The organism is Marinobacterium ramblicola (assembly GCF_019084545.1).
Lineage (GTDB): Bacteria > Pseudomonadota > Gammaproteobacteria > Pseudomonadales > Balneatricaceae > Marinobacterium_D > Marinobacterium_D ramblicola.
The window spans coordinates 1-26,614 of sequence record NZ_JAHREP010000038.1 but is presented as its reverse complement, the minus strand read 5'-3'; the positions used below and the strand labels follow the sequence as shown (position 1 = coordinate 26,614).

Below are 26,614 nucleotides of genomic sequence, written 5' to 3'. Positions count from 1 at the left end.
GACGCAGCGTTAATTCTTCCTATACTGAGCGCAGAGCATACCAAGATCGGAGCAAAGGATGACCAACCGAGCAGAGAAGGTGCCCCCTTGAGCCTGCGCACCCGCAACCTGACCCGTCTGGGTTCGGAAACCTTCGATGTGCTGATTATCGGCGGCGGTATCAACGGTGCCGTATCCGCGGCAGCACTGTCGGCCAGGGGCGCCCGTGTCGCGCTGATCGACCGCGGCGACTTCGCCGGCGAAACCAGCTCCAACAGCTCCAACCTGGCCTGGGGCGGCATCAAGTATCTGGAATCTGGCGAGCTGATGCTGGTCGAACACCTGTGCCGCAGCCGTAACCGGTTGATGCAAGCCTACCCCTCGACGGTACGGGAGATGCGCTTTCTCACCACCCTGCAACGCGGTTTCCGCAAGCCGCCCTGGATGCTCTATGCCGGCACCCTGCTGTATTGGGCCTTGGGCCGTTTCCACACCCGCGCCCCCCGGTTGCTCAACCGTCACCAGTTGAAACGGCGCGAACCGGTGATCGACGACCACAACGCGGCGGGCGGCGTCGAGTACTCCGACTGCTACCTGCATGACAACGACGCCCGTTTCACCTTCAACTTTATCCGCACGGCGATGGACTACGACTGTATAGCCGCCAACTATGTCGAGGCGGTGAGTTTCGAGCAGGATAACCGGGGCTGGCAGATCGGCGCCGTTGACCGCGAGACGGGTGCTCCGGTGCAGATCCATGCCCATACCCTGATCAACGCCTGTGGTCCCTGGGCCGATAGCATCAACACCCTAGCCGGTGTCGACACCGAACATCGCCATCTATTCTCAAAGGGCGTACACCTGATTGTCGACCGCATCACCGACAGCAACCGTATCCTGACCTTCTTCGCCAGCGATGGACGCCTGTTCTTCGTCATACCCATGGGCCCGAAAACCTGCATCGGCACCACCGATACCCAGGTGGCACAACCGGAAGCCGGTATCAATGCAGAGGACCGGCGTTTCATTCTCGATAACGCCAATAACCTGCTGCGACCGGACAAGCCGCTGACCGAACGGGATGTGATCGCCGAGCGCTGCGGCGTGCGCCCATTGGCGGTCAGTAGAAGTGGCGAACAAAAGGCAGACTGGGTCAGGCTGTCACGCAAGCATCAGATCGATATCGATCAGGCGCAACGTCAGCTGAGCATCTACGGCGGCAAGCTGACCGACTGCCTCAATGTCGGGGAAGAGGTGTGCCAAGCGGTAACCGGTCTCGGAATCGACCTACCCTACGCCAAACGCAAATGGTATGGCGAGCCCCATATCAGCCTCTATCGGGAGTATCTGCACCAGGCACGACTGATGCAGCTGGATGCGATGACACCGACCAGCTCCAGCGAAAAACTGACATCCAGACTCTGGCACCGATACGGCGCCAGCGCCCTGGAGCTGCTTGAGGGGATCAGGGAAAATCCGGCCTGGGGCGAGCTGCTGATCGAAAACGCCGAATACCTGCGCGGCGAGATCGAACTGGCGGCACGACGTGAGATGATCACCCGGCTGGATGACTTCCTGCGTCGGCGCTCGAAGATCGCCCAGGTGTTACCGAAAGATCAACTGCTCAAGGCACCGGGCCTGTACCAGGCCTGCGTCATCCTGTTCGGTGAACAGGCGGACGCCAAGCTCAACGAGTACCTGGCTCTGCTGAACAAGGACAGTACAGCGGACGGCGGTTAAACCCGCACCTGCTGGATATGGGATACCAGCATCAATCGCTCGGCAAACTCCTCCAGTGCCGCAACGCCGGTACTGCGCGCATCCTCGCACCACTCACGCAACGCGCGGGCCAGACGCTCGCCGGAACGCTCCGGCAGCGACCAGATCTCGCGCAAGCGGCGCTGGAACTCGTAGACCGTCGCCAGTCGCTCGCTCATCGATAGTGAGGAGTCGACGCGGGCCCGCTGTGCGGCCGTCAGTCTGTGTTTCTCGCGCAGCAGCAGCCAGCGAGCGCGTTTGAGCAAACGGCGACTGGCAGGCCCATGCTGAGGGTATTCCAGTTTCAGTGTCGGCAGCAGCACCTGACGGCCGTATAGCCGTAACAGCTGCAAGCGATTGAGAGCCGCCGCAGGGTCCAGCGGCTGTTTCTGGATCAACGAAGCTGTGCGCACCCTGGCTAGCCCCAGCAGCTCCAGGCAGCGGATATAGAACCAGCCGATATCGAACTCGAACCAGCGGCAAGAAAGGCGGGCCGAGAGCGGCGCCGCGTGGTGGTTGTTATGCATCTCCTCGCCACCGATCAGCAGCCCCAGCGGCAACAGGTTGCGCGAGGCATCGTCGGTCTCGAAATTGCGATAACCGACCCAGTGGCCCAGGCCGTTGATCACCCCGGCGGCCCAGAACGGAATCCACAGCATCTGCACCGCCCAGAGCGTCAGGCCGATGACGCCGAAACAGAGCAGATCGATCACCAGCATCAGGCTGATCCCCAGATAGGGAAAACGGCTATACAACCTGCGCTCAATCCAGTCATCCGGCGTGCCCTTGCCATACCGCTCAAGCAGTTCAGGATCGCTGAGCGCACCGCGATAGAGCTCCGCCCCCTGCCAGAGTACCTGGCCGATGCCGCGCACCTGCGGGCTATGTGGATCCTTCTCGATATCGCAGTAAGCGTGGTGCTTGCGATGAATGGCCACCCACTCCCTGGTCACCATGCCGGTGGTCAACCAGAGCCAGAACCGCATCGGATGCGCGGCCAGAGGGTGCAGCGTCACCGAGCGGTGCGCCTGGCTGCGGTGCAGAAAAACGGTCACCGAGGCGATGGTCAGATGAGTGAGAGTCAGGACTACCAGAAGATAGCCCCACCAGGGCAGTGGGTAGAAACCTGTCAGCATATTCGGCTCCGGGTAATTGTTACATGTCCGGCGCACCCGGCCCGACAGCTGGCCCGCGGTTTTAACGCCTATCTAATGATAGTTAGTCTTCACCTGTATACTTTTTGTTCAATGTGATTTTTTTCATGTACACGCCTCATCTGCCTTTCCCGGCATTGTGCAGGTCATCAGCCACAGCCCGACGCATCGCCCTGAACCTCAGGCGGTCGCCGAACACGTTGATCATCAGCCCGAGCAGAATCAGCGCGATACCGGCCAGCTGGATCAGGCTCAACCCCTCGTCCAGTACCAGCCAGGCGGTGATCAGCCCGACCACCGGCACCAGCAGCGTCAGTGGCGCCACGGTGGAGGCGGGATAGTGCCGCATCAGGAACGCCCAGCTGCCGTAGCCAAACAGCGTGGCCACCAGTGCCAGGTAGAGCAGCGAGCCCACCGACTTGAGCCCCATCTGGTTCAGGCTGCTCAAGATCAGCTCCGGGCCTTCCAGCCAGAGCGAGAGCAATAGAAAAGGTATCGGCGGCACCAGCGCACCCCAGACCACCAGGCTCATCAGATTCACTCCACCCAGCTGCCCTATCCTGCGATTGACGATATTACCCATGCCCCAACTGGCTGCCGCGGCGATGGTCAGCAGGAAACCGGCCAGCGTCATCTCATCGGCCGGGGTTTTGGTCGCCAACAGGGCCAGCCCGGATGACGCCACAATCAGCGACAGCAGCTGCGGCAGGCGCCAACGCTCGCCCAGCAGCATGAGGGCAAAGAGCATCGTGAACAGCATCTGCGACTGCAGCACCAGTGACGCCAGCCCCGCGGGCATACCGACATACATGGCGCTGAACAGCAGCGCGAACTGGCCAAAACTGATGGTCAGGCCATAGGCCAGCAGCCACTTCAGCGGCAGATTCGGCGGTTTGATGAACAGCAGCGCCGGAAAGGCAACCAGGGCGAAACGCAGCCCTCCGAGCAGCAGCGGCGGCAGCTCGTCCAGGCCAAAACGGATAACGACGAAGTTTACGCCCCACGCCAGCACGATCAGCAGTGCCAGCCCCCAGTGTCTCAAACTCAATTTGTGGCTCCTTGAATACCCGGCCAGATCCTGCCGGTTTTGGGCGGTTTTTCGAGCGGCTTTTTGGATAGCCAGTTACGCTCCTTCGAGCGTGCTCTTTCCGCTAACGGGCCTGTTCCCGGTCGTGACAGTAGTGGATCAGGTTGTGAAATACAGCGGGCGTTTGCCCAAAATTGCGATAACCATGGGGCCCGTCTGCCGGAAAACGCACCGCGTCGCCCTCTTGCAACCGTTGCCAGTTACCGTCGATCAGCAGCTCCATATCGCCACGGATCACGATCACATGCTCGGTTACACCCTGCGCATGCGGTTCGGAGAGGCGCTCGTAGCCGGGCAGCAGGGTCAGTTCGAACAGCTCGAAGCCAAACGCGGGATCGTAGGGGAAAAGCGACGCGACCAGCATCTGGTCCGCCGCCGGTTGATGGCGCAGCCGGCCCGCCTGGCGCAGCTCATTGCCGATCCTGTTGCCCCGCGGATCGGTGAACTCCGACAGCGCAACGTTGAAGCCGGTGGCGATCTTCCACAGCGTGGCGATGGTCGGGCTCGACTCGCCACGCTCGATCTGCCCCAGCATCGCCTTGCTGACGCCGGTTTCACGGGCGGTCTGATCCAGGCTCCAGCCCCGCGCCTGACGCTGAGCTTTCAACGCTTGGGCAAGGTACTCGTTGGGGTCCAGCATGTTCTCTCCCGATCAGGGTAAAAAAGGATTGTACGTTATAACGCACAAGGGTATGGTAGCTCAACTTGTGCGTTATAACGTCCGCCACACCATCGGCTCATGCCACGACGGCGGACGGAGGAGGAAAGCATGAAGGGCCTGCTCAATCTGTCACATATCTCGGCAGGATTTGTCGCCGTACTGGTCGGCTACACCAGCTCGGCGGTGATCATCTTTCAGGCGGCGGCTGCCGCCGGTGCCGGGCCTGCCGAGATCGGTTCCTGGCTCTGGGCACTGGGTATCGGCATGGCGCTAACCAGTATCGGACTGTCGCTGCGCTACAGGACGCCGGTACTGACCGCCTGGTCGACACCGGGCGCTGCGCTGCTGGTGACCGGCCTGTCCGGTTTGAGCCTGAACGAAGCGGTGGGGGTGTTCCTGTTCAGTTCCGCGCTGATCACGCTGTGCGGCATCACCGGCTGGTTCGACCGGCTGATGCACCACCTGCCCTCGCCGCTGGCGGCGGCGATGCTGGCCGGCGTACTGTTTCAGTTCGGTCTGCAGCTGTTCGGCGCCCTGCAGCAACAGTTGTTGCTGGTCGGCGCTATGCTGGCCACTTACCTGTTGGTGCGCCACCTGCTGCCGCGCTACGTGATCCCGCTGACGCTGCTGGTCGGGCTGATGATCGCAGGCGGCCAGGGAGTGCTGCAAGTGGACACCCTGAGTTGGCAGTTGGCAACGCCGGTCTGGACGGCACCCGCATTTTCCATCTCCACACTGATCGGCGTCGGTATCCCGCTGTTTATCGTCACCATGGCGTCGCAGAACATCCCGGGATTGGCGGTGCTGCGCGCCAACGGCTACGACACCCCCGCCTCGCCGCTGATCACCGGCACCGGCCTGACCGGACTGCTCCTGGCACCATTCGGCGGCTTTGCCTTCAATCTGGCGGCGATCACAGCGGCGATCTGCATGGGCCGAGACGCCGATCCAGACCCGGCACGGCGCTACCTGGCCACTATCTGGGCTGGGGTCTTCTACCTGCTGACCGGACTGTTCGGCGCCACGGTTGCGGCACTGTTCGCCGCCTTTCCCAGTGAGCTGGTGATGGCGATCGCCGGACTTGCGCTGCTCGGTACCATCGGCAACAGTCTGGGTGCGGCGCTGGCCGATACCGACAGCCGTGACGCCGCCCTGCTCTGCTTCCTGGTCACCGCTTCGGGTATCGCGCTGTTCGGTATCGGCAGTGCCTTCTGGGGCCTTGCGCTGGGGCTGATTGCCCACCATATGCCCAGGCTGACCGCCTCCGTTCGCCGAGTTCGCTTAACGAGTAAAGCGCAACATTGATGGCAGAAAAATGGCGCTCTTCCGCGAGCGCCATTTTCGCTGATAACCCGGCCGATCAGGCCAGATCGAAGCGGTCCGCGTTCATCACCTTGTTCCAGGCGGCGACGAAGTCGTTGACGAACTTCTCCTGCGCATCACACTGACCATACACCTCCGCCAGCGCGCGCAACTGGGAGTTGGAACCGAACACCAGATCCACGCGTGTGGCGGTCCACTGCGGCTCGCCGGTCTTGAGGTCGCGCCCTTCGAAGGTCTGTTTGCTGTCATCGGTGGCGCTCCACACCGTGCTCATATCGAGCAGATTGACGAAGAAGTCGTTGCTCAACACACCCGGCCGCTTGGTCAGTACGCCGTGTGCCGACTGCTCAAAGTTGGCGTCCAGTACGCGCATACCGCCGATCAGTACGGTCATCTCCGGTGCGGTCAGGGTTAACAGTTGGGCGCGGTCGATCAGCATCTCCTCGGCCGTTATCGGCAGCCCTTCACGCAGGTAGTTACGGAAACCATCCGCCAGCGGTTCCAGCATGGTGAAGTTGTCCACGTCAGTCTGCTCCTGGGTCGCATCCATCCGCCCCGGCTCAAACGGCACCTTGATCTCTACGCCAGCATCTTTCGCCGCCTGCTCGATCGCGGCACAGCCGCCGATCACGATCAGATCGGCCATCGACACCTCCTTGTTAAGCACCTGTGCGGCATCGAACTCCTGCTTGATCTTGTCGAACACCTGCAACACCTTCGCCAGTCGGGTCGGCTGGTTGACCGCCCAATCCTTCTGCGGCGCCAGGCGGATACGGGCGCCGTTGGCACCACCCCGCTTGTCGGAGCCGCGGAAGGTGGAAGCCGATGCCCAGGCGGTGGAGACCAGGTCGGAGATCGATAGTCCGGACGCCAAAAGCTTGCCTTTCAGCGTTTCGACATCGTCCGGATCGACCATGTCGTGTTTGATCGGCGGCAGCGGATCCTGCCAGATCAGATCCTCAGCCGGTACCTCCGGCCCCAGATAGCGCGACTTCGGCCCCATATCGCGGTGGGTCAGCTTGAACCAGGCGCGGGCAAAGGCGTCGGCGAACTCCTCCGGGTTGGCGTGGAAGTGCTCGGCGATCTTGCGGTACTCGGGGTCTTCACGTATGCCGATATCGGCCGTGGTCATCATGATACCGACACGCTTGGCCGGGTCCTCGGCATCTGGCGCATGATCCTTGTCGGCCAGACCTTTCGGCTGCCACTGATAGGCACCGGCCGGGCTCTTGGTCAGTTCCCACTCGTAACCGAGCAGGACGTCGAAGTAGCCCATGTCCCACTGCGTCGGATTGGCGGTCCAGGCGCCCTCGATGCCGCTGGTGATGGTATCTCGTCCCTTGCCGCTGCCGTGGGAACTCTTCCAGCCCAGCCCCATCTGCTCCAGTTCCGCCGCCTCCGGCTCGGGACCGACAAGGGCGGCATCGCCGGCACCGTGCGCCTTGCCGAAGGTATGACCGCCGGCGGTCAGTGCCACGGTTTCGTAGTCGTTCATCGCCATGCGGGCGAAGGTTTCCCGCACATCCCTGGCCGAGGCCAACGGATCCGGGTTACCGTCCGGGCCTTCCGGGTTTACATAGATCAAACCCATCTGTACCGCGGCCAGCGGGTTATCCAGATCGCGCTCGCCGGAGTAACGGCTGTTGGGCTGATCGCTGGTGGCCAACCACTCGCGCTCGTTGCCCCAGTAGATATCCTCCTCCGGTTCCCAGATATCCTCGCGGCCACCGCCGAAGCCGAAGGTCTTGAACCCCATCGACTCCAGCGCGCAGTTACCGGCCAGGATCATCAGGTCCGCCCAGGACAACTTGTTGCCGTACTTCTGTTTGATCGGCCACAGCAGGCGACGCGCCTTGTCCAGGTTACCGTTGTCGGGCCAGCTATTGAGCGGGGCAAATCGCTGCGAACCGGAACCGGCGCCGCCGCGGCCATCGCCGATGCGGTAGGTACCGGCACTGTGCCAGGCCATGCGGATAAACAGCGGCCCGTAGTGGCCATAGTCGGCAGGCCACCACGGCTGGGAGTCGGTCATCAGCGCATAGAGATCCTGTTTTACCGCTGCCAGATCGAGGCTCTTGAACGCTTCCGCGTAATCGAAACCCTCATCCATAGGGTCAGACAGGGAGGCGTTCTGGTGAAGTATCTTCAGGTTCAATTGATTGGGCCACCAATCCTGGTTGGCGGTCCCTGCGCCCCCCATTCTGGTCCGCGCACCATGCATAAAGGGGCACTTGCCTGCTGCATTGGACCCGTTGTTACCTGTGTTCATCGCTTCCACTCCTGCGTTTGCGTAGCTGAACCAGCGTAAAGATATAACTGGTCCCTCTTGGATTTATCGTGTTTAAAGGTATAGAAGCCCCGCCCCGTGGTTACCAATAGATCCTTTAACTACGGTTGATAGCATGAGTCTATTTGAAGCAGACTGGAGCTCTTATCGACACCGACAACAGAGAGTACGGCGAGCATGGCTGGAATTAACCTGGCAGATCTGAGCCACGGACTCGAACAGCAGGGGCAGGGCATTCCGCCGCTGGAGCAGTGGAATCCCGAGTTTTGCGGCGATATCGATATGCGTATCGCACGGGATGGCACCTGGTACCACGAGGGCACACCAATCGGCCGCAAAGCGATGGTGAAAATGTTTTCGCGCATACTCTGGCGCGAGAACGATGACTATTTCCTTAAAACGCCGGTCGAGAAGGTGAGAATCCAGGTCGATGACCTGCCCTTCCAGTTGATCGCCCTCGAGGTTATCGAGGGCGATGCCGGGCAGGAGCTGCACTTTACCAGCAGCACCGATGACCATATCGTCGCGGGCCCTGAACACCCGTTGCAGGTGATCGAGAACAGCGAAACCGGCGAACCGGCGCCCGCTCTGAGGGTCCGCTTCGGCATGGATGGCCGGATCAGTCGCAATCTGTTCTACCGGTTGGTGGAGCTGGCCCAAACCGAACCCTGCACCGATGGTAGCGAGGAGCTGGTGGTGTACAGCTGCGGTGAGCGCTACTCCCTGGGCCGCATCTAGTGCCCTTGCTAGCTGGAGCGCAGACGCTCGGTATCGTGGATCAGCGGGTACTCCTCATCGGAGCCAATCACGTTTTCATGCGGTGAGAACAGCGGTTTCGAGCTCATGTACCCCACCAGCAGTTGCGCCACCGAGAGTAATGAGCGCATATGGCTGCGCTCCCAGCCATGGGAGGCATCCAGCGCAAAACAGATCAGCGCGGTACGGATATCGTTGCCCGCCTCCAGCGCCGAAGCCGCGTCACTGCGGTAGAACCTGAAGATATCCCGGCTGAACTCGATCTCTTCACGTTTGCAGATATTGATCAGATGCTGGGTCAGATGGCGGTCGAACGGTCCGCTGGAGTCCTGCATGGCGATGGTGACACCGTACTCGCAGGTGTTCTGCTCCGGCGCGATGGTGCCGTTGTCGATCGACACCATCTCCGCAATCTCGCCGTGCAGTATATGCGAGGCCCCCACGCCCACCTCCTCCGAGATGGTGAACAGCAGGTGGCAATCCAGTTCAGGCTTGGTTTCCGCATCGCCCAGCGCTTTGGCCGCCGCCAGCATGCAGGCCACGCCCGCCTTGTCGTCCAGATGACGGCTGTTGATGAAGCCCTTGTCGGAAAACTCCGGGTTGGGGTCGACCGACACGAAGTCCCCGACCCGAACCCCCATGGACCACAATTGGTCGATCTGGTTGACCGGCTCGTCGATACGGATCTCCAGGTTATCCCAGTTCGAAGGCTGCTCGTCCACGCCGGTATTGTAGGTATGGCCGGAAGCCTTCAGCGGCAGAATGGTGCCGCGATAGGTCTGACCGTTGTCGCAGTGGATCCGCACCCTCGCACCCTCGGCAAAGCGCGCGTTCCAGTGGCCGATCGGCACCACGCGCAAACGGCCATCGCGTTTGAACCCTTTGACCATGGCGCCCAGCGTATCCAGATGCGCGGCGATCGCCCGCCGCGGGCTGACATTTTTGCCGGGGATGATGGCACGTATCGCGCCACGCCGGGTCAGCTCGTAGCGGATATCCAGTTTTTCCAGCTCGGCGCAGATATAGCGCACCACATCGTCGGTCATACCGGATGGGCTGGGGATCAACAGCAGATTGCGAAGCTGCTCCTGCAGATAGTCGGTATCGATCGTCAGTTCAGTCACCTTTCGCTCCTCTATCTTGGTTCGTCGTTGCCGGGCTCGCGGCTCGCCTGGCTGCGGGTATAGGGGAAGAGCAGATCAACGAAGCACTCCACCGTCGGCTGGGGCTCATGGTTGGCCAGCCCCGGGCGTTCGTTGGCCTCGATGATCGCGTAATCCGGCCCGCTGACATCCGGCACCATGAAATCCAGCCCCACCACCGGAATCTCGATCGCCTTGGCCGCACGCACCGCGGCCGAGCTGAGCACCGGATGCAGCTCCGCCGTCACGTCGTGGATCGTCCCTCCCGTATGCAGGTTAGCCGTGGTCCGCACCTGCAGCCATTCGCCGCTGGGCAGCAGATCATCGAACTCGTACCCCAGTTTGCGCACGCTGCGCTCGGTTTCACTGTCCAGCGGGATACTGCTCTCGCCGTCGGTCGCCGCCTGTCGGCGTCGACTCAGGCGCTCGATCAACTCGCCAACGCTATGCGTGCCGTCACCGAGAATGCGCGGCGGCCTGCGTACGGCGGCGGCTACCACCTGGTAGTTGATTACGATGATGCGCAGGTCTTCTCCTTTGACACATTGCTCTATCAGCACCTTGTCGCAGTAATGTCTGGCGTTGTCGACCGCAACTCGGACCTCGTCCAGACCGGCCAGGCCAACCTGTATCCCCCGCCCCTGCTCGCCCCGCGCCGGTTTCACGACGACCGAGTGATGGCGGGAGAGGAAGTCTTCGATCTGCTCGTCATCACCGGCGACCACCTGTTCCGGCACCCGCAGCCCCTCCTTTTGCAGCAGGCGCCGGGTGACCGCCTTGTCGTCGCATCGACTCATCGCCACGGCACTGGTCATCTCGCTCAGCGACTCACGACAGCTGACCGAGCGCCCGCCCAAGGAGAGACGGAAAAAACCGCCTTCGGCATCCAGCACCTCGACCCCGATGCCCCGCCGTCGCGCTTCGCGGGTGATCAGCCGGGCGTAAATATTGAGCTCCGCCTCAGGCTCCGCGCCGATGAACAACTTTTCGTTGATCGAGTTTTTGTGCTTCAGACAGTAGACCGGTACCTGCTTGAAACCGAGCTTCTCATACAGGTGGATCGCAGCCTCGTTGTCATGCATCACCGACAGGTCCATGAATGCGCGGCCGCGTCCCGCCATCTCCTTGATCAACTCACGGGAGAGCCATTCGCCCACCGCCGGCAGGTGGGTCTGCGGATCGGTGACCAGGGCCCAGAGGCTGCAGCCATTATCCGGATCGTTGAAGGCGAGTCGGTGATCGACACCGGTAACCACACCGATAATCTCGCCGCTGGCCTCATCCTCCGCGACCAGCACGGTCAGTTCAGTTTTTTCGGGTAGTTTGCTGTAGAAGCCGTCGTAGGCGGGCACCATGTTGCGGGCCATGTACAGCCGGTTGATACGCAACTGATCATCCTGCGGATCCATGGGCCGGATTCTGAGCCCCTTCGGCCGGGAGTCGCGAAGGCGATAGTGGGCGAAATCGAGACGGTAGGTCAGCGAGGGATCCATAAACAGATCCTGGGGAGCATGGCAGAGCACCAGATGGGGCTCACGCACGTAGAGCGCAATATCCCGCCGCCCCTCGCGCTCACGTCGCAGCAGATCGGCGACGGTCTTCGGATCGCGAAAGGTCTGGCCGAAGATCAGCCGCCCCCAACCGCAATCGATCGCCACCTCGTCGTGCATCGCCTCTTTTTCCGGCAGGTCGAGCGGATCGCCCCAGTGTTTGAGCGAGGCCATCGCCGACGGATCCATCGGATCCTGGCGCGAGGCGCCGCTCGGTTCACGTGCTTGTTCCTCGGTTCTCTTGTTCACGTTCAGACTCCATGGGTCTGTAGCCACATCTCCAGCAGCGCCATCTGCCAGAGTTTGGACCCTCTTAAGGGGGTTATATGATCGCGGGGCGCATCCATCAGTTGCTCCAGGTAGTCACGTCGGAACAGCCCTCGTTGACGGCAGCTGTCGCTGTCCAGATAGCCGCGCACAAAGTCGAGATAGGGGCCTTCGATATATTTCAGCGCCGGTACCGGGAAGTAGCCCTTGGGGCGGTCGATCACGGCGTTGGGGATGATCCGCCGCGCCACCTCCTTAAGCACGTACTTGCCGTTCCCCTTCACCTTCAACTCGGCGGGAATACGTCCAGCCAGCTCCACCACTTCGTGGTCGAGGAAGGGCACCCTCGCCTCCAACCCCCAGGCCATGGTCATGTTGTCCACCCGCTTCACCGGGTCATCCACCAGCATCACGTTGGTATCGATATGCAGTGCCTTGTCCACCGGGCGCGGCGCGTCGACACTGGCAAAGTAGCGTTCGACAAACTTGCGCGAGTAGTTATCGCCGACATAGTCGGAGCAGATCGCCCGTGCGAACTCCTCCTCGCTGCGATCGAAGAACGCCCGGCCGTAGTCCTCCACCGCATCGACGCTATTCAGCATCGGCGGATACCAGTGATAGCCGCCGAACACCTCGTCGGCTCCCTGCCCGCTCTGCACCACCTTCAGATGTTTGGACACCTCATGGGAGAGCAGGAAGAACCCCACATTGTCGTAACTGACCATCGGCTCCGACATCGCCGCGAAGGTCTGCGGCAGCGTCTCCAGCAGCCGGCTGGAGGGAACCCGTATCTGGTGGTGCTCGGTACCATAATGCCGGGCGATGATGTCGGAGTATTTAAACTCATCGCCCTGCTCGCCACCGGCCGCCTCGAACCCGACCGAGAAGGTGTTTAGCCCGGTCTGACCATGCTCGGCCAACAGCCCCACGATCAGACTTGAATCGAGACCGCCGGAGAGCAACACGCCTACCGGCACGTCGGCCACCGAACGCCGCTCCACCGACCGGCGCAACGCGGCCAGCAGTTCATCCTCCCAATCGTCCTTGGTCTTCAGCTCGTCGCCGGCCACTGGCCCCATTCTCTGCGCCCAATACGGGGTATCGAGATAACGGCCGTCGGGCTCGATCACCCGAAAGGTCGCTGGCGGCAGCTTGCGTACGCCCTTGAGCAGGGTCAGCGGCGGCGGTACCACTGCGTGCCACTGCATATAGTGGTGCAGCGCCACCGGATCGATCTCGGTGTCCACCTCACCGGCCGCCAGAATCGAGGGCAGGGACGACGCGAAGCGCAGACGACCGGCGCTTTGCGAGTAGTAGAGAGGTTTGATACCGAAGCGGTCCCGCGCCATGTGGATGCGACCCGAGTCCCGGTCGTGGATCACGAAGGCGAACATGCCGTTGAACCGTTGCACACATTCGGCGCCCCAGGCATGAAACGCCTTCAGGATCACCTCGGAGTCACCGGTGGAGAAAAAGCGATAGCCCTGCTGCTGCAACTCGTCGCGCAGCGCCTGGTAGTTGTAGATACAGCCGTTGAACACCAGGGTCAGGCCCAGCTCCGGATCATGCATCGGCTGCTGGGCATGATCGGACAGGTCGATGATCTTCAGCCTGCGATGACCGAAGACGATATTGTTCTGGGCGTAGACACCACCGGCATCCGGCCCCCTTGGCCTGAGTTTTTCGGCCATGCGCTCAACAGCGCTGACGGAGGGTTGGGTGCCGTCGAATCGGATCTCGCCACAGATGCCACACATAAGCTCTGGTATTCCTCGCCTTACGTTGAGGCCGACAGGCACAGCTCGCCGCATCTGGCGGCCCGTGTTAGAGATGTGTTTTTACCCTAGCAAACATACTGCAGCAGTACAAACCACCCCCGGAAGATAACTATTTGTTTTATAAGACCTGCCCGCAAACCGTTCCGAATCGATCGGTGAGTGCGCTACACTGCGCCGAGACCCTGTTGTTCAACCTGCCACGGGCCCCAGGCTCAGAGGGATAGCTATGAAACTGATCGGCTCCTCAACCTCCCCCTATGTTCGGCGCATTCGTCTGCTGCTGGCGGATGCCGGTCAGGGCTACGAGTTCTCGGACCTCAATATCTACGGCGAAGATCGCGACCAGTTGCGCCGGCAAAACCCGGCACTGAAGATACCGGTGCTCTACGACGGCGACGAGGTGATCTACGACTCGCGTGTCATCTTTCGTTACCTGCAGGAGAAACTGGGCCTGGCGCCGATAAGCTGGAAGCAGGAGAACCTGCTGACCATCATCGATGCAGCCAACGATTCCATGGTCGCGATCCTGCTGTCGCAGCGGTCTGGCCTGGATACCGGTGAGGACCGGCTGTATTTCAATCTGCAACGGGAACGGGTGGAGAAATCCCTGCAGGCTCTGGACCAGCGGGTCGATGAGGGGGAGTTCGGCGTCTGGGACTATCCGTCGATCTGCCTGTACTCGATGTTCGACTGGGGGCTGTTCCGCGGTTTGATCGATGCTGCACAGTATCCGCATCTCGCCGCCTGGCTGGCGGAGCAGAGGGAACAGACCGGTGTTGCCAACAGCGATCCGAGAGATGCGGCCTGAGCGTTTTGGAGCCTCAGGCCGTGAAGGTCTATCAGTAGCTCACGCGCATGGTCGCGCCGCTGCGCAAGATGCGGACACGGTCGCCGGCGCGGAAAAACTGGTTGTTCTCCACCTCTTGCACCACCGAGATCAGCTCGCCGTTATCCAGTCTCAACGTGAGCTCCTGGCCCTGGCGGCGGCTGGTCGCCTCCTCGATCCTCTGCCCGGCGATACCGCCTGCCACGGCGCCCAATACCGTGGTAATGCTTGAGCCCTTGCCACCGCCGATCGTACTGCCGGCAATGCCGCCAACGATGGCTCCGGCACCGGCGCCAACGACGCCATCGGTGCGCCCCTCGATCACCACCGGGCGAACCGAATCCACCACCGCATACTGTACGTGCTGCACCTGACGCGCCTCGCGCCGACTATAGGTATCGCCCGTGAGGCTCTGCTGGGCACAACCTCCGAGGGTCAGTGCAGCCAGCAGGAGCACGGCACCGGATCTTAACCTGTTCATTTGTCTCTCCTTTGTTAACGGATACGGAGTATCCACTGGCTGATCAGCGCCCAGATCAGCTCTTTAATTTTACGATGCCAAGGCCGCTGCGCCCACTCCAGCGCGGTAATCTCCTGACTCTGACCGAAATCGGTCAGCAACATCTGTTCGACATCGGCCGAGAAGTGCGGTTCACGCACCTCGATATTCGCCTCAAGGTTCCAGCGCAGATTCCAGTGGTCCAGATTGCAGGAGCCGACGGACACCCGGTCGTCGATCAGGGCAACCTTGGCATGCAGCATACGTGGCTGATACTCATAGATACGAACCCCGGCATTGAGCAGGCGGCGGTAGTAGCGCTTCGATGCATGGTAGATCCACATATGGTCGGTCAATGGCCCGCTGACCAGCAGGCGCACATCGACGCCGCGCCGTGCCGCCCGCCGCAGCGCAAGACGCAGTGCAAACGAGGGCAGGAAGTAGGCGGTACAGATCCAGATCCGCTGGCGGGCTCTGCCGGCCATGCGCAGGATACTGAGCTCGATCTGCTGATTGCGCGGGCCTTCAGAGGTCAGCAAACGCACCTGCGCCTCGCCCAGAGCGCCGTTCTGTCGAGATGGGCCACTCGGCAGAGGCAGGCAATCCAGACTGGTGCGGTTCCAGAGCTTGAGAAACAGTCTGGCCATATCGACGACTACAGGCCCCTCGACGCGACACATCACCTCATGCCAGGGGGTGTCGGGTCTGTCGGGCAGATCGGCGCGATAGCTATCGACCAGCCCCGTACCACCAATGAAGGCCAGTCGCTGATCGACCACCAGCAGCTTGCGGTGATCGCGGGAAAAGTTGGCGAACCACTTGTTTACGGCGATCGGGTTGTACAGCAGCAGTCGCACGCCCGCTTGAATCAACCGTTCCCGGTCGTGCTGCTTCAGATCGCGGGCACCGAAATGGTCCAACAGCAGATAAACGCGAACACCCCGCGCAGCGCAGACAGATAGAGCGGCGATAACCCTGTCCACCAACTTTCCGCTGGCCACCAGATAGAACTCCAGTAGCAGACTCTCACGGGCGGACTCCATCGCGCTCAACATGGCGGGAAAGAACTCCGCCCCGTCAACCAGCAGTTCGACACGATTACCGTTTTGCCATCTTGAATTACGCGGCATCGTTACAGATCAGCCCTGTCGTGCGCCATACAGACGGGCATAGAGCCCCTTTTGGTCGATCAGCTCCTCATGGCTACCCTGTTCGCTGATCTCCCCTCCATCGAACACATAAACCCTGTCCGCCTGGCGCACGGCACTGAGCCGGTGCGCGACGATGATAGTGGTCCGCCCACGCAGGAAGGTCTCCAGCGCCCGGTGCAGCGCGAACTCGGTCTCGGTGTCCAGCGCCGAGGTCGCCTCGTCGAGAATCACCACACTGGGATCGGTCAATACCATCCTGGCCACCGCCAGCCGCTGCCGCTGGCCACCGGAGAGGCGCACCCCCTGACGACCGACCAGGGTATCCAGTCCCTGCCCCAGGTTCGCGACAAACTCTCTCAACTGCGCCACCTCCAGCGCCTGCCAGAGCTGCGATTCACCATACTCGCGCCCCATCGCCAGGTTCTCCCGTACGCTGCCGTTGAACAGCGCAGGCTGCTGCAACACGGTCGCTACATGCTCGCGCACCACATCCAGGCCAATCTGGGTCACCGGTACGCCATTGAAGCGCACCTCCCCCCGTTGCGGCGGATAGAGCCCGAGCAGCACCTGAACCAGTGTCGACTTGCCACCACCGCTGGCACCGACCAGCGCGATCTTCTCACCCGCCTCGATATGCAGGCTGATACCGCGGAGCACCTCCTGCCCCTTGATATAGCTGAAATGGATATTGTCGAGCTCGATCGACACCTGCTGCCGGTCGGCAAAGGGATCACGCAGGTGCGGATAACTCGGCTCCATGTGCAGCTCAAGCAGACGGTTCACCCGTCCCAGCGCCGCCTTGGCACCGAACCAGGCATACTGTATCCCCAGCACCTCCTGCACCGGCCCCATCATGAACCAGAGGTAGCCGAACACCGCCATCATCTCGCCGATGCTGAGGTCGGAGAACACCACCATCAGCATGGAGACCGAGCGGAACAGGTCCACACCGGCCATGAACAGCATGAAGCTGGCCCGACTGGTGGCATCCGATTGCCACTCGAATGCGGTGGAGTGATCGCGCACATCACGCGCCCGGTCGACCAGGCGCACCAGGTAATGGCGCTCGCGGTTACCGGCGCGGATCTGCTGAATCCCGTCCAGGGTTTCGGTCAGCGCCGCCTGGAACACCTCGAACGCCTTGTTCTCCCGCTTCTTGAGTTGCTTGACCCGCTTGCCGATCGCCGTGGTCAGGTAGATCACCATCGGGTTCAGGAACAGGATGAACAGCGCCAGTTGCCAGTGCATCCAGAGCAGAATCACGGCAGTACCGATGATCGACAGCGTGGCCACCAGCAGCCGACTGACCGAACTGCCGACAAACCGGTCCACCGTATCCAGATCGGTAACCAGGTGCGAGGCGACGGTGCCGCTGCCCAGGGTCTCGTATTCGTTCATCGAGATCCGCTGCAAGCGCTGCAACAGCTCCGAGCGGATACGGAAGATTACATCCTTGGAGATGATGGTGAACTGCCGCGTCTGCCAGACATTCAGCGCCAACGCGAGCACTCTTAGTACCACCGTCAGCAGCAGCACGGCACCAATATAGAGGACCGGGCCGTGCCAGCTCTCCGGCACCAGCCGGTTGACGCTGGCCACGACCACACCCGGTTGATCGAGCAGCACCTCATCCACCAGCAGCGGCATCAACAACGGCAACGGCACCGAAACGCAGGTCGCCAGGATCGCGATCAGGTTCGCCAGCGCCAGCTCTCGTCGGTGCTGAAGTCCTATCTCGAGGATGTAACGCCAGTCGTAGATGCGTTGCCGATCGTCGTGCAAGCGGTACTCCTTATCTGCCATCGGTCTGTTGAGTGTCCAGCAACCACTGGATGAAATGCCGTTTCGCGTTTACCGGCTCGTGGGGCTTGGGTTCGATCAGAAAGTAGCCCCCTTCGGTGCTCAGGGTAAATTGACGCATCGCGACGAGCAGGCCCCGTTCTACCAGGTCATCGACCAACGTCCCCCAGCCCAGGCCCACCCCCTGCCCGGCCAACGCTGCTTGAATAAGCAAAGTGTAGTTGTCGAACGTCAGAACCGGCTCCCCGGGAACCCGTGTCGCTCCAAGAGATGCCATCACTTTGGGCCAGTCGAGCCAGCCGCCCCCTGGCGCCGAACGTAACCCGAGCAGCGGAACATCCGCCAGCTCATCGGCTGAGTGCAACTCGCCCAGTTCGGCCTGAAACGCCGGGCTGCAGATCGGGAACACCGTTTCCGGAAACAGCAGTTGAGTACCGGAAACCCAGGGAGATTGACTGAAGAACGCGATCGCCACGTCTACCTCCCGAGCATCGGCGGGAGTCCAGCTCTGCGAGGTAACCAGCCGCACATCCACTTCGGGATGGAGGGCTCTGAAATGGGGTAGCCTCGGCATCAACCAATACGCCGCCAACGCAAAATCGGTGGCCACATCGAGCCGCTGATGCTGACGTCTGAACTGCAACTGCTCGAGTGCCGCAGCAATACGGTGAAGCCCCTCCTCCACCGCCTGCCGCAAGATAAGCCCCTCTTCAGTGAGCTCAACGCCGCGATAAACACGTATGAACAACGGCAGCTCCAGCTGGTTTTCCAGCGCCCGTACCTGCTGACTGACCGCAGACTGGGTGGTGCCCAGTTCTCGAGCGGCGCCGGTAAAACTTAAGTGCCGAGCCGCCGCCTCGAACACGACCAGACTTTGAACCGGTGGCAGGCGTTCTGAAAATAACATTAGCTGTACTTATCCAACCTATCATTTTTTAGTCAGTTTACACCTTTATTACCCTATGAAAACATCAGCTCAGGGTTTCAAAACCGGATAATAGATAAATCGCTCTAATGCAAAGCCCCTCATCTATTGGGGCCGATCAACCTAGAGGTGCACCATGCAGTCGCAACCCAACATACTGTTCATCATGGCTGATCAGCTCGCCGCCCCGGTCCTCTCGTTTCTGGGCGGCAAAGTAGCCAAGACACCGCATCTTGACCGACTGGCCGCGGAAGGTGTTGTATTTGAATCCGCCTACTGCAACAGTCCGCTCTGCGCACCAAGCCGCTATGTACTGATGACCGGCCAGCTCCCCACCCGTATCGGTGCCTGGGACAACGCCGCCGACTTCCCGGCCGACTACCCCACCTTCGCTCACTACCTGCGCCTGGCCGGCTACAAGACGGCACTCTCCGGCAAGATGCACTTCTGCGGGCCGGACCAGCTGCACGGTTTCGAGCAGCGCCTGACCACCGACATCTATCCGGCGGATTACGGTTGGTTCCCGGACTGGGACGATTTCGAGAATCGTCCAACTTGGTATCACAACATGTCCTCGGTCACCCAGGCAGGCCCCACCGTCCGCACCAACCAGCTGGATTTCGACGATGAGGTGGTGTTCAACGCCCGTCGCTACCTGTATGAACATGTGCGCTCCACTGACCAGCGTCCGTTCTGCCTGACCGTTTCCATGACCCATCCGCACGACCCCTACGCCACGCCGCATGAGTACTGGGAGCGCTACACGGACGACGAGATCGATATGCCCTCGGTCACCATTCCCGACAGCGAGCAGGACCCACACTCCAAGCGTCTGTACCACGTCTACGAGAAGAACGCTCAGCCGATCAGCGATCAGCAGATCCGCAACGCCCGTCGCGCCTATTACGGCAACGTCAGCTATGTGGACGATCAGATCGGCAGCCTGCTCAAGGCGCTAAAGGAGACGGGACTGGAGGAGAACACCATCGTCGTGTTCTCCGGCGACCACGGCGACATGCTGGGCGAGCGCGGTCTCTGGTACAAAATGTCCTACTTCGAGTGGTCCACCCGGGTACCTATGCTGGCCTGGGCGCCGAAGCGCTTCTCCCCGCGCCGCGTGCGCGAATCGATCTCCACAATGGATCTGCTGCCCACCTTCACCGCGCTGGCAAACGACGGACAGGAGCCCACATACGCCACGCCCATCGACGGCCGCAGCCTGATGCCGCATCTTAAGGGTGAGGGCGGCCACGACGAGGTGATCGGCGAATACACCGGCGAAGGGGTGGTTGCACCGATGTTCATGATCCGCCGCGGCGACTTCAAGTACATCTGCTGCAAGGGCGACCCGGATCAGCTGTTCAATCTGGCACAGGATCCGAAGGAGATGGTGAATCTGGTGCATGACCCGGCCCATGCCGACAGGGTGAATGCGTTCCGCGAAGAGGCTGAGGCACGCTGGGATGTGCATGAGATAACACAGCGCGTGCTGATCAGCCAGCGGCGGCGTCGCATGATCGCTCAAGCCCATAAGCTGGGCATCGAGCCGAAATGGGATCACCAGCCCATGGTCGACGCCAGCATCAGCTACATGCGCAACAACATGGATCTGGACGATCTGGAGAAGCGGGCACGTTTCCCCCTGGTTGAATAAACCGGTGATGGAACAGGATAGACAAGAGAGCCAACAAGTAATCGAGGAGTAGCCAGACGATGAAGACGTTCAATAAAACGCTGACCGCTGCGGTGATGAGCACCCTGATGCTGGGCGGCGTGGCTCACGCCAGCGATCCCGCCGAGTGCAAAGAGGTCCGCTTGACCGATCCCGGCTGGACCGATATCAACTCCACCAACGGCGTAGCGTCTGTGCTGCTCAATAGCCTGGGCTATGCGCCGCGCGTGCAGACACTGGCGGTACCCATCGGCTTCGAGGGGATGAAGAACAACGAGATCGACATATTCCTCGGTAACTGGATGCCGGCACAGCAGAAGTTTATCGACAAATACAAAGACGATTTGGACATTGTTGGTGTCAATCTGGAGGGTGCCAAGTTCACCCTGGCCGTTCCCGCTTACGCTTACGAAGCCGGTGTTCATGATTTCGCCGATCTGGCCAGGTTCCCGGAGCAATTCGACAAGCGCATCTATGGCATCGAAGCCGGCGCGCCCGCCAACCAGCTGTTACAGAACATGGTCGACGCCAACGACTTCGAACTGGGCGATTGGCGTGTCGTAGAGTCCGGCGAACAGGGCGTCATGGCCCAGGTTCGCCGCGCGGTGAAGCGTGAGGAGTTCATCGTCTTCCTGGGTTGGGAACCGCACCCGATGAACACAAACCTGGAGATGAACTACCTCACCGGTGGTGACAAATACTTCGGCCCGAACTTCGGTGGCGCCGAGGTGCAGACGGTTACCCGCAGCGGCTACGCCGCCAAGTGCGCAAACGTCGGTAAACTGCTAAGTAATCTCAAGTTCACGCTGACCATGGAAAACCAGATCATGGGACTGATCCTGGACGAAAGGATGGATCCGGTGCTCGCTGCCAGAAACTGGATCCAGAAACATCCCGCTGCTCTTGATGCCTGGCTTGACGGCGTCACCACCCTCAACGGTGAGCCGGGACTGGCCGCCGTGAAAGGCTCTCTGGACATCAACTGATTGCCCCCCCAAGGCCCGGTGCTGGCCGGGCCGACTTTCTAGCTACTATCAGGTAGTATCAGGTTTACCGAGTCCCCTTTCCAAAGAGAAATTCGAATAGACAGTATGCTGCTCAACTGGACGCGTGATCTGACCGGACAAAAGCTCAGGGCCGATCTACTGGCGGGCCTGAGCGGGGCCGTGCTGGGCCTGCCACAGGTGATGGCGTACGCGATGATCGCCGGTATGCCACCTGAAACCGGCCTGTACAGCGCGATCATCGTCACTGCCCTGGCCGCCCTGCTAGGCTCATCCTGGCATATGATTACCGGACCGGCGGCCGCCATCTCGATAGTCATTCTGAGTATCGTCAGTCCTCTGGAGACACCGGGTAGCGCAACCTATATCGCACTGGTACTGACATTGACACTGCTTACCGGACTGATTCAGATCGGTTTCGGTATCTTTCGCCTCGGCTCGCTGGTCAACTTCATATCGCATACCGTGGTCATAGGGTTCACCGCAGGAGCCGCTTTTTTGATTGCGGCGAGTCAGCTCAAGCACCTGCTGGCGCTGTCCGTTCCATCCAATGCCGACCTGTTTGCAACCTTAACGCAGGTGTTGCGCCAACTGGGCCAGATCAACCCTATCGCCCTTACCATCGGCCTGGTCACGCTGCTAAGCGCTGCCCTGTTACGGGTAGCCGGCCGCCGACTGGGCATCAGACTGCCGCACCTTCTGCTGGGACTGATCATCGGCTCGCTCACCGGCTACCTGCTGGACGCACAGCAGAACGGCGTCGCGATGCTGGGCGCCCTCCCCGGCGGACTGCCGATTCCCGGCCTCCCGGCATTCAGCGCCGACACTCTGGAGTCACTGGCCACCGGCGCGTTTGCTCTGGCGCTGCTGGGGCTTATTGAAGCGGTGAGCATCGCCCGTGCCATCGCTCTACGCTCCCACCAGCAGATCGATGGCAACCGTGAATTCCTTGGCCAGGGCATCGCCAACGCCAGCGGCAGCCTGTTCTCCTGCTTTGCCGGATCCGGCTCTTTTACGCGCTCGGGCGCCAACTACGACTCGGGCGCACAGACACCGCTTGCCGCTATTTTCGGTGCCCTGTGTATCGCGCTCATCATGTTCACCATTCCGGATATCACCGGCTGGCTGCCGCTGCCGGCCATGGCCGGCTCGATACTGTTGATCGCCTGGAATCTGATCGACATGCCCCATATCCGCCAGATCGCCCGCGCCAGCCGTACCGAGAGCATCGTGTTGACCGCCACTTTTGCCGCCACACTATTGGTCAATCCGGTATTTTCCATCTATGTCGGCGTGTTTCTGTCGATCGCATTTTACCTGCGCCGCACCTCCCGCCCCTCGGTGATACCGGTGGCCCCCTTGCAGAACAACGAGCGGCGCAGTATCCGTAACGTGCAGCGCTACCGCCTGGAACAGTGCCCACAGCTGCAGATGATCCGTATCGACGGCTCCATGTTCTTCGGCTGTGTCGATCACATACAGGCCCACCTGCGCCGGCTGGCAAAGATGAGCGAGGGGCCGCCGCTGATCCTGATCATCGGCAAGGGGATCAACTTTATCGATGTCTCGGCGGCGGAGATGCTGATTCAGGAAGCGGAACGAATCGAGGCCCAAGGCGGCAAACTGATGTTCAGTTCGTTCAAGGGGATACTGCTCGACGATCTGGAGCGCACCGGGTTGCTGGCCAGAATGGGCGCGGCGAGATTCTTTGGCAGCACGGAGGAAGCGATCGCCTCCTGCGTGCCCGACAAGATGAACCTGTCGATCTGTGACCGCTGTACGGCGCGCATCTTTAACGAGTGCCCGCCCCTACCTTTGACAGAACACACTCATGAACCCAAAGCATGACAATCAACGCTCAGGGGTTACTCATGCCGCTTGGCAGAGTTTTGTCTTGCGGGTTCTGTTTCACTATCCTGCTTAAGGTCTGCCTGCTTAAGGCCTGTCGCGTGCTTTGATGCCTATCGACGTCGCTGCTGCAGAGGGAGAGAGCATGAGTTCGATCGCCACCACCCTGCTCCACCTGACCGATCTACCGATCGGTACCCTGACGCTTGTCGCCAGCGATACGGCGCTGACCGGGGTGGCATTCGGTCGTTTGGAATACCCAGGGCTTGAACAGCTGCCCAACGATCTGCTGCTCGAAGCCGCCCACCAGATCAGCGAGTATTTCGCCGGTAAACGACAGAGTTTCGATATCCCCCTCGCCCCACAGGGCACCGAGTTTCAGCGCCGGGTTTGGCAGGGGCTATGCGATATCCCGTTCGGTGAAACCCGCAGCTACGGCGACCTGGCCACCGCCATCGGCAAACCCAAAGCCGCCCGTGCGGTCGGCATGGCCAACAACCGCAACCCCATCGCCATTGTCATCCCCTGCCATCGGGTGATCGGGGCCGACGGCGCACTGGTCGGCTACGGTGGCGGCCTGAATATCAAACAGCTGCTGCTGAGACTCGAGGGCGCGCTGGACTGAGTCCGCGGTTAGGGGTAGTTTATGCGTCCCCCAGAATAGATACGGCTTGAGCGAATACCATGGATACTCTGACCCTCTCCCCTCTGACGCACGCCTCAGGCGAAGTACAGCTGCCCGGCTCGAAGAGCCTGTCCAACCGTATCCTGTTGCTGGCGGCACTGGCCGAGGGCGAAACAACGGTCACCAATCTGCTCGACAGCGACGATGTGCGGCATATGCTCAACGCGCTCACGTTACTCGGCGTCCGTTATGAGCTCGCCGAAGACCGCCGTAGCTGCAAGGTGCAGGGTGTAGCCGGTCCGTTCAAGGCAGATAAAGCCGAGCTGTTCCTGGGCAATGCCGGCACCGCCATGCGCCCGTTGACGGCGGCACTCTGCCTCGGCCAAGGCGAATTCACCCTGACCGGCGAGCCGCGCATGTATGAGCGGCCGATCCGCGACCTGGTCGACGCCCTGCGTCCGCTGGGCGCCGATATCGAGTATCTGGGCGATGAAGGCTTCCCGCCGCTGCGGATCAACGCGCGAGGCCTGAATGGCGGTGAGGTCAGCATCAAGGGCAACATCTCCAGCCAGTTCCTCACCGCGCTGCTGATGGCAGCACCTCTGGCCGGCCAAGACCTGACAATCGTGGTCGATGGCGAACTGGTGTCCAAACCCTATATCGATATCACCCTGCACAGCATGAAGCTGTTCGGTGTCGAGGTGGTCAACGACAACTACCAGCGCTTTATCATCAAGGCTGGTCAAACCTACCGCTCGCCGGGCGAGGTAATGGTCGAGGGCGATGCATCCTCCGCCTCCTACTTCCTGGCGGCGGCGGCGATCGCCGGCGGCACTGTGCGCGTCTATGGCATCGGCTCCGACAGCGTGCAGGGCGACAAGGCGTTCGCCGAGGTACTGGGCAAGATGGGCGCGCGGGTCAGCTACGGCCCAACCTGGGTCGAAGTGACCAAGGGTAAGCTGAACGGTGTCGACCTGGACCTGAACGCCATTCCCGATGCAGCGATGACCATCGCCACCACGGCGCTGTTCGCCAATGGCCCCACCGCGATCCGCAACGTCTACAACTGGCGCGTAAAAGAGACCGACCGCCTGGCCGCCATGGCTACCGAACTGCGCAAGGTGGGTGCTGAAGTGGTCGAGGGTGAAGACTTCATCGAGATCACGCCGCCGGCCGAGATCCGGAGCGCCGCCATCGACACCTATGACGACCACCGCATGGCGATGTGCTTCTCGCTGGCCGCGTTCGGCAACGCGCCGATCACCATCAACGATCCTGGCTGCACCCGGAAAACCTTCCCCGAGTACTTCGAGCTGTTCAAGCAGATTACAGCCTGACACAACACTGCAAAGGGTGCCCCTAGGCAACGCCGCCAGGGGTGCCCTGTGACTGTCCCAAGGGTTGCACCCCGAGACATCTGCCCCGCCTTAACAGCCATTATGCCCCATACACCAACATTAGGTGGCTAACGGACGCCTGTAGCTCACGACGTCTAACGGACAACTGCACGACATCCCGGTACCGAATCGGACAGGACCGCTGGCCCAGCACCTCGCCATCTACCTGCTGGCCGCCATACCCTTACGAAGTGCAAATTATTCTCAGATCAAGACGATAGGATATTTTCGCAACATATCAATATATTTAAGATATTTTATAAGCATATGGCGACAAATATACCATATTAAAAATATCACCGACTTTGACATCTCGATAGAATTGCGTATTTTTTATTAAACGCTCAATCAATAAACGGTTTCACATTCACATGCCAAAAGTCGGAATGGACAAGGTACGCAAGCCGCAGCTGATCAAAGCGGTGATGCAGGTAGTCGACGAAGTGGGTTTCCATGGCGCGAGTGTCGCGCTGATTGGCCGCACCGCAAATGTATCTCCGGGGATCATCAACCACTACTTCGGCGGCAAGGACGGCTTGATCGAAGCGACCATGCGTTCGGTACTTCAGGATCTGTCCAGCGGAGTACAGGAACAGCTGGCCGCAACAAACCCGGACGACATCGTCGGGCGGATCAAGGCGATCGTGCGCGGCAACTTCGATCCCCGCCAGCTCGATTCCAGCGTTGTGAAAACCTGGCTCGCGTTCTGGGCACACGCCATGCATCACCCGGTGCTGTTCCGCCTGCAACGCGTCAACGAGCGTCGCCTGCTCTCCCACCTGCGTCGTGAGCTGAAGCGAGCGCTTCCCGCGGAGAGGGCTGACTTCGTCGCCAAAGGGATCGCCGCGCTTATCGATGGCATCTGGTTGCGCGGCGCACTCAACCCCAGGGGGATAGATACCGGGCTGGCACTGGCGATCATTACCGACTACCTGGAGCGCCAGCTCCCCTCCGAACTGTTTGAACTTCACCAGCGCCTGTCACCTGAGGGCAAGGCCAAAGCCAAGACCGGAAACTGATGCAACAGAAAACTCTCTACATTCACGGCCAGTACCGCAACGCCACATCGGGCGAGACCTTCCTCACCCGCAACCCGGCCACCGGTGAGGTGCTGGCCGAGGTGCA

Annotated in this window: 21 protein-coding genes; 10 read left to right on the top strand and 11 right to left on the bottom strand. The window is 60.9% G+C overall.

Annotation, left to right across the window (positions count from 1 at the left end):
- Positions 1-87: 87 nt before the first annotated feature.
- Positions 88-1,719: a glycerol-3-phosphate dehydrogenase/oxidase gene (locus tag KQ940_RS21220; RefSeq protein WP_217416651.1), complete on the top strand. Its 1,632-nt coding sequence runs from the start codon at positions 88-90 to the stop codon at positions 1,717-1,719.
- Here KQ940_RS21220 and KQ940_RS21215 read toward each other — a convergent pair.
- The 3 genes from KQ940_RS21215 to KQ940_RS21205 form a co-directional block, all read right to left on the bottom strand.
- A complete protein-coding gene (locus KQ940_RS21215; RefSeq protein WP_217416650.1) occupies positions 1,716-2,873 on the bottom strand; it encodes a DesA family fatty acid desaturase in 1,158 nt (385 codons plus the stop codon). The two genes, KQ940_RS21220 and KQ940_RS21215, sit on opposite strands and share 4 nt — an antisense overlap.
- A gap of 136 nt (positions 2,874-3,009) precedes the next feature.
- Positions 3,010-3,939 carry an EamA family transporter gene (locus tag KQ940_RS21210; RefSeq protein ID WP_217416649.1) on the bottom strand — a complete coding sequence of 310 codons (930 nt, stop codon included), beginning with the start codon at positions 3,937-3,939 and terminating at the stop codon, positions 3,010-3,012.
- Positions 3,940-4,042: 103 nt separating this feature from the next.
- Positions 4,043-4,618, bottom strand: a complete 576-nt coding sequence (locus tag KQ940_RS21205; RefSeq protein ID WP_217416648.1) for a helix-turn-helix domain-containing protein — start codon at positions 4,616-4,618, stop codon at positions 4,043-4,045.
- A gap of 129 nt (positions 4,619-4,747) precedes the next feature.
- Between KQ940_RS21205 and KQ940_RS21200 the strand changes: the two genes are divergently transcribed.
- Positions 4,748-5,944: a benzoate/H(+) symporter BenE family transporter gene (locus KQ940_RS21200; protein ID WP_217416647.1), complete on the top strand. Its 1,197-nt coding sequence runs from the start codon at positions 4,748-4,750 to the stop codon at positions 5,942-5,944.
- Positions 5,945-5,999: 55 nt separating this feature from the next.
- Here KQ940_RS21200 and katG read toward each other — a convergent pair whose 3' ends face one another.
- Positions 6,000-8,231 (bottom strand): catalase/peroxidase HPI, encoded by a 2,232-nt coding sequence (gene katG, locus KQ940_RS21195; RefSeq protein ID WP_217416646.1) that lies wholly within the window; start codon positions 8,229-8,231, stop codon positions 6,000-6,002.
- Positions 8,232-8,426: 195 nt separating this feature from the next.
- Here katG and KQ940_RS21190 point away from each other — a divergent pair, with 195 nt between their 5' ends.
- Positions 8,427-8,987 carry a DUF1285 domain-containing protein gene (locus KQ940_RS21190; protein ID WP_217416645.1) on the top strand — a complete coding sequence of 187 codons (561 nt, stop codon included), beginning with the start codon at positions 8,427-8,429 and terminating at the stop codon, positions 8,985-8,987.
- Between the two features lie 8 nt (positions 8,988-8,995).
- Here the strand turns inward: KQ940_RS21190 and KQ940_RS21185 are convergent, their stop codons facing one another.
- The 3 genes from KQ940_RS21185 to KQ940_RS21175 are packed head-to-tail and all read right to left on the bottom strand — an operon-like array spanning position 8,996 to position 13,721.
- Positions 8,996-10,129, bottom strand: coding sequence for an osmoprotectant NAGGN system M42 family peptidase (locus KQ940_RS21185; protein ID WP_217416644.1), 1,134 nt, complete (start codon positions 10,127-10,129; stop codon positions 8,996-8,998).
- Between the two features lie 11 nt (positions 10,130-10,140).
- Entirely contained in the window at positions 10,141-11,946 is a 1,806-nt protein-coding gene (gene ngg / locus KQ940_RS21180; protein ID WP_217416643.1) for an N-acetylglutaminylglutamine synthetase, read from the bottom strand.
- A gap of 2 nt (positions 11,947-11,948) precedes the next feature.
- Entirely contained in the window at positions 11,949-13,721 is a 1,773-nt protein-coding gene (locus KQ940_RS21175) for an N-acetylglutaminylglutamine amidotransferase (RefSeq protein ID WP_217416642.1), read from the bottom strand.
- Positions 13,722-13,968: 247 nt separating this feature from the next.
- Here KQ940_RS21175 and KQ940_RS21170 point away from each other — a divergent pair, with 247 nt between their 5' ends.
- A complete protein-coding gene (locus KQ940_RS21170; protein ID WP_217416641.1) occupies positions 13,969-14,550 on the top strand; it encodes a glutathione S-transferase family protein in 582 nt (193 codons plus the stop codon).
- 31 nt (positions 14,551-14,581) lie between these two features.
- Here KQ940_RS21170 and KQ940_RS21165 read toward each other — a convergent pair whose 3' ends face one another.
- From KQ940_RS21165 to KQ940_RS21150, 4 genes are read right to left on the bottom strand one after another with little or no spacing between them, the layout of a single operon-like run.
- Positions 14,582-15,049, bottom strand: coding sequence for an outer membrane lipoprotein (locus KQ940_RS21165; protein WP_217416640.1), 468 nt, complete (start codon positions 15,047-15,049; stop codon positions 14,582-14,584).
- Positions 15,050-15,063: 14 nt separating this feature from the next.
- Positions 15,064-16,197, bottom strand: coding sequence for a phospholipase D-like domain-containing protein (locus KQ940_RS21160; RefSeq protein ID WP_217416639.1), 1,134 nt, complete (start codon positions 16,195-16,197; stop codon positions 15,064-15,066).
- 9 nt (positions 16,198-16,206) lie between these two features.
- A complete protein-coding gene (locus KQ940_RS21155; RefSeq protein WP_217416638.1) occupies positions 16,207-18,021 on the bottom strand; it encodes an ABC transporter ATP-binding protein in 1,815 nt (604 codons plus the stop codon).
- Positions 18,011-18,925, bottom strand: coding sequence for a choline sulfate utilization transcriptional regulator (locus KQ940_RS21150; protein WP_217416637.1), 915 nt, complete (start codon positions 18,923-18,925; stop codon positions 18,011-18,013). Before KQ940_RS21150 ends, KQ940_RS21155 begins: the two co-directional genes overlap by 11 nt.
- Before the next feature lie 154 nt (positions 18,926-19,079).
- Here KQ940_RS21150 and betC point away from each other — a divergent pair, with 154 nt between their 5' ends.
- From betC to betI, 6 genes are all read left to right on the top strand, one after another.
- Complete coding sequence (gene betC, locus KQ940_RS21145; protein ID WP_217416636.1) at positions 19,080-20,597, top strand: choline-sulfatase; 1,518 nt, start codon at positions 19,080-19,082, stop codon at positions 20,595-20,597.
- A gap of 59 nt (positions 20,598-20,656) precedes the next feature.
- On the top strand, positions 20,657-21,601 hold the full coding sequence (locus KQ940_RS21140; protein ID WP_217416635.1) for a choline ABC transporter substrate-binding protein: 945 nt from the start codon (positions 20,657-20,659) through the stop codon (positions 21,599-21,601).
- A 105-nt stretch (positions 21,602-21,706) separates the two neighbouring features.
- Complete coding sequence (locus KQ940_RS21135; protein ID WP_217416634.1) at positions 21,707-23,467, top strand: SulP family inorganic anion transporter; 1,761 nt, start codon at positions 21,707-21,709, stop codon at positions 23,465-23,467.
- A gap of 145 nt (positions 23,468-23,612) precedes the next feature.
- Complete coding sequence (locus KQ940_RS21130; protein WP_217416633.1) at positions 23,613-24,092, top strand: methylated-DNA--[protein]-cysteine S-methyltransferase; 480 nt, start codon at positions 23,613-23,615, stop codon at positions 24,090-24,092.
- 59 nt (positions 24,093-24,151) lie between these two features.
- Positions 24,152-25,429: a 3-phosphoshikimate 1-carboxyvinyltransferase gene (gene aroA, locus KQ940_RS21125; RefSeq protein WP_217416632.1), complete on the top strand. Its 1,278-nt coding sequence runs from the start codon at positions 24,152-24,154 to the stop codon at positions 25,427-25,429.
- Between the two features lie 431 nt (positions 25,430-25,860).
- Positions 25,861-26,508 carry a transcriptional regulator BetI gene (gene betI / locus KQ940_RS21120; RefSeq protein ID WP_217416631.1) on the top strand — a complete coding sequence of 216 codons (648 nt, stop codon included), beginning with the start codon at positions 25,861-25,863 and terminating at the stop codon, positions 26,506-26,508.
- The last annotated feature ends 106 nt before the right edge of the window (positions 26,509-26,614 follow it).

What these genes read in the sequence shown, in the direction of transcription:
- KQ940_RS21215 (WP_217416650.1), bottom strand. Translation starts at nt 2,873, where the DNA reads ATGCTGACAGGTTTCTACCCACTGCCCTGGTGGGGCTATCTTCTGGTA.
- KQ940_RS21205 (WP_217416648.1), bottom strand. Translation starts at nt 4,618, where the DNA reads ATGCTGGACCCCAACGAGTACCTTGCCCAAGCGTTGAAAGCTCAGCGT.
- KQ940_RS21200 (WP_217416647.1), top strand. Translation starts at nt 4,748, where the DNA reads ATGAAGGGCCTGCTCAATCTGTCACATATCTCGGCAGGATTTGTCGCC.
- katG (WP_217416646.1), bottom strand. Translation starts at nt 8,231, where the DNA reads ATGAACACAGGTAACAACGGGTCCAATGCAGCAGGCAAGTGCCCCTTT.
- KQ940_RS21190 (WP_217416645.1), top strand. Translation starts at nt 8,427, where the DNA reads ATGGCTGGAATTAACCTGGCAGATCTGAGCCACGGACTCGAACAGCAG.
- KQ940_RS21175 (WP_217416642.1), bottom strand. Translation starts at nt 13,721, where the DNA reads ATGTGTGGCATCTGTGGCGAGATCCGATTCGACGGCACCCAACCCTCC.
- KQ940_RS21170 (WP_217416641.1), top strand. Translation starts at nt 13,969, where the DNA reads ATGAAACTGATCGGCTCCTCAACCTCCCCCTATGTTCGGCGCATTCGT.
- KQ940_RS21165 (WP_217416640.1), bottom strand. Translation starts at nt 15,049, where the DNA reads ATGAACAGGTTAAGATCCGGTGCCGTGCTCCTGCTGGCTGCACTGACC.
- KQ940_RS21160 (WP_217416639.1), bottom strand. Translation starts at nt 16,197, where the DNA reads ATGCCGCGTAATTCAAGATGGCAAAACGGTAATCGTGTCGAACTGCTG.
- KQ940_RS21155 (WP_217416638.1), bottom strand. Translation starts at nt 18,021, where the DNA reads ATGGCAGATAAGGAGTACCGCTTGCACGACGATCGGCAACGCATCTAC.
- KQ940_RS21150 (WP_217416637.1), bottom strand. Translation starts at nt 18,925, where the DNA reads ATGTTATTTTCAGAACGCCTGCCACCGGTTCAAAGTCTGGTCGTGTTC.
- betC (WP_217416636.1), top strand. Translation starts at nt 19,080, where the DNA reads ATGCAGTCGCAACCCAACATACTGTTCATCATGGCTGATCAGCTCGCC.
- KQ940_RS21140 (WP_217416635.1), top strand. Translation starts at nt 20,657, where the DNA reads ATGAAGACGTTCAATAAAACGCTGACCGCTGCGGTGATGAGCACCCTG.
- KQ940_RS21135 (WP_217416634.1), top strand. Translation starts at nt 21,707, where the DNA reads ATGCTGCTCAACTGGACGCGTGATCTGACCGGACAAAAGCTCAGGGCC.
- KQ940_RS21130 (WP_217416633.1), top strand. Translation starts at nt 23,613, where the DNA reads ATGAGTTCGATCGCCACCACCCTGCTCCACCTGACCGATCTACCGATC.
- aroA (WP_217416632.1), top strand. Translation starts at nt 24,152, where the DNA reads ATGGATACTCTGACCCTCTCCCCTCTGACGCACGCCTCAGGCGAAGTA.
- betI (WP_217416631.1), top strand. Translation starts at nt 25,861, where the DNA reads ATGCCAAAAGTCGGAATGGACAAGGTACGCAAGCCGCAGCTGATCAAA.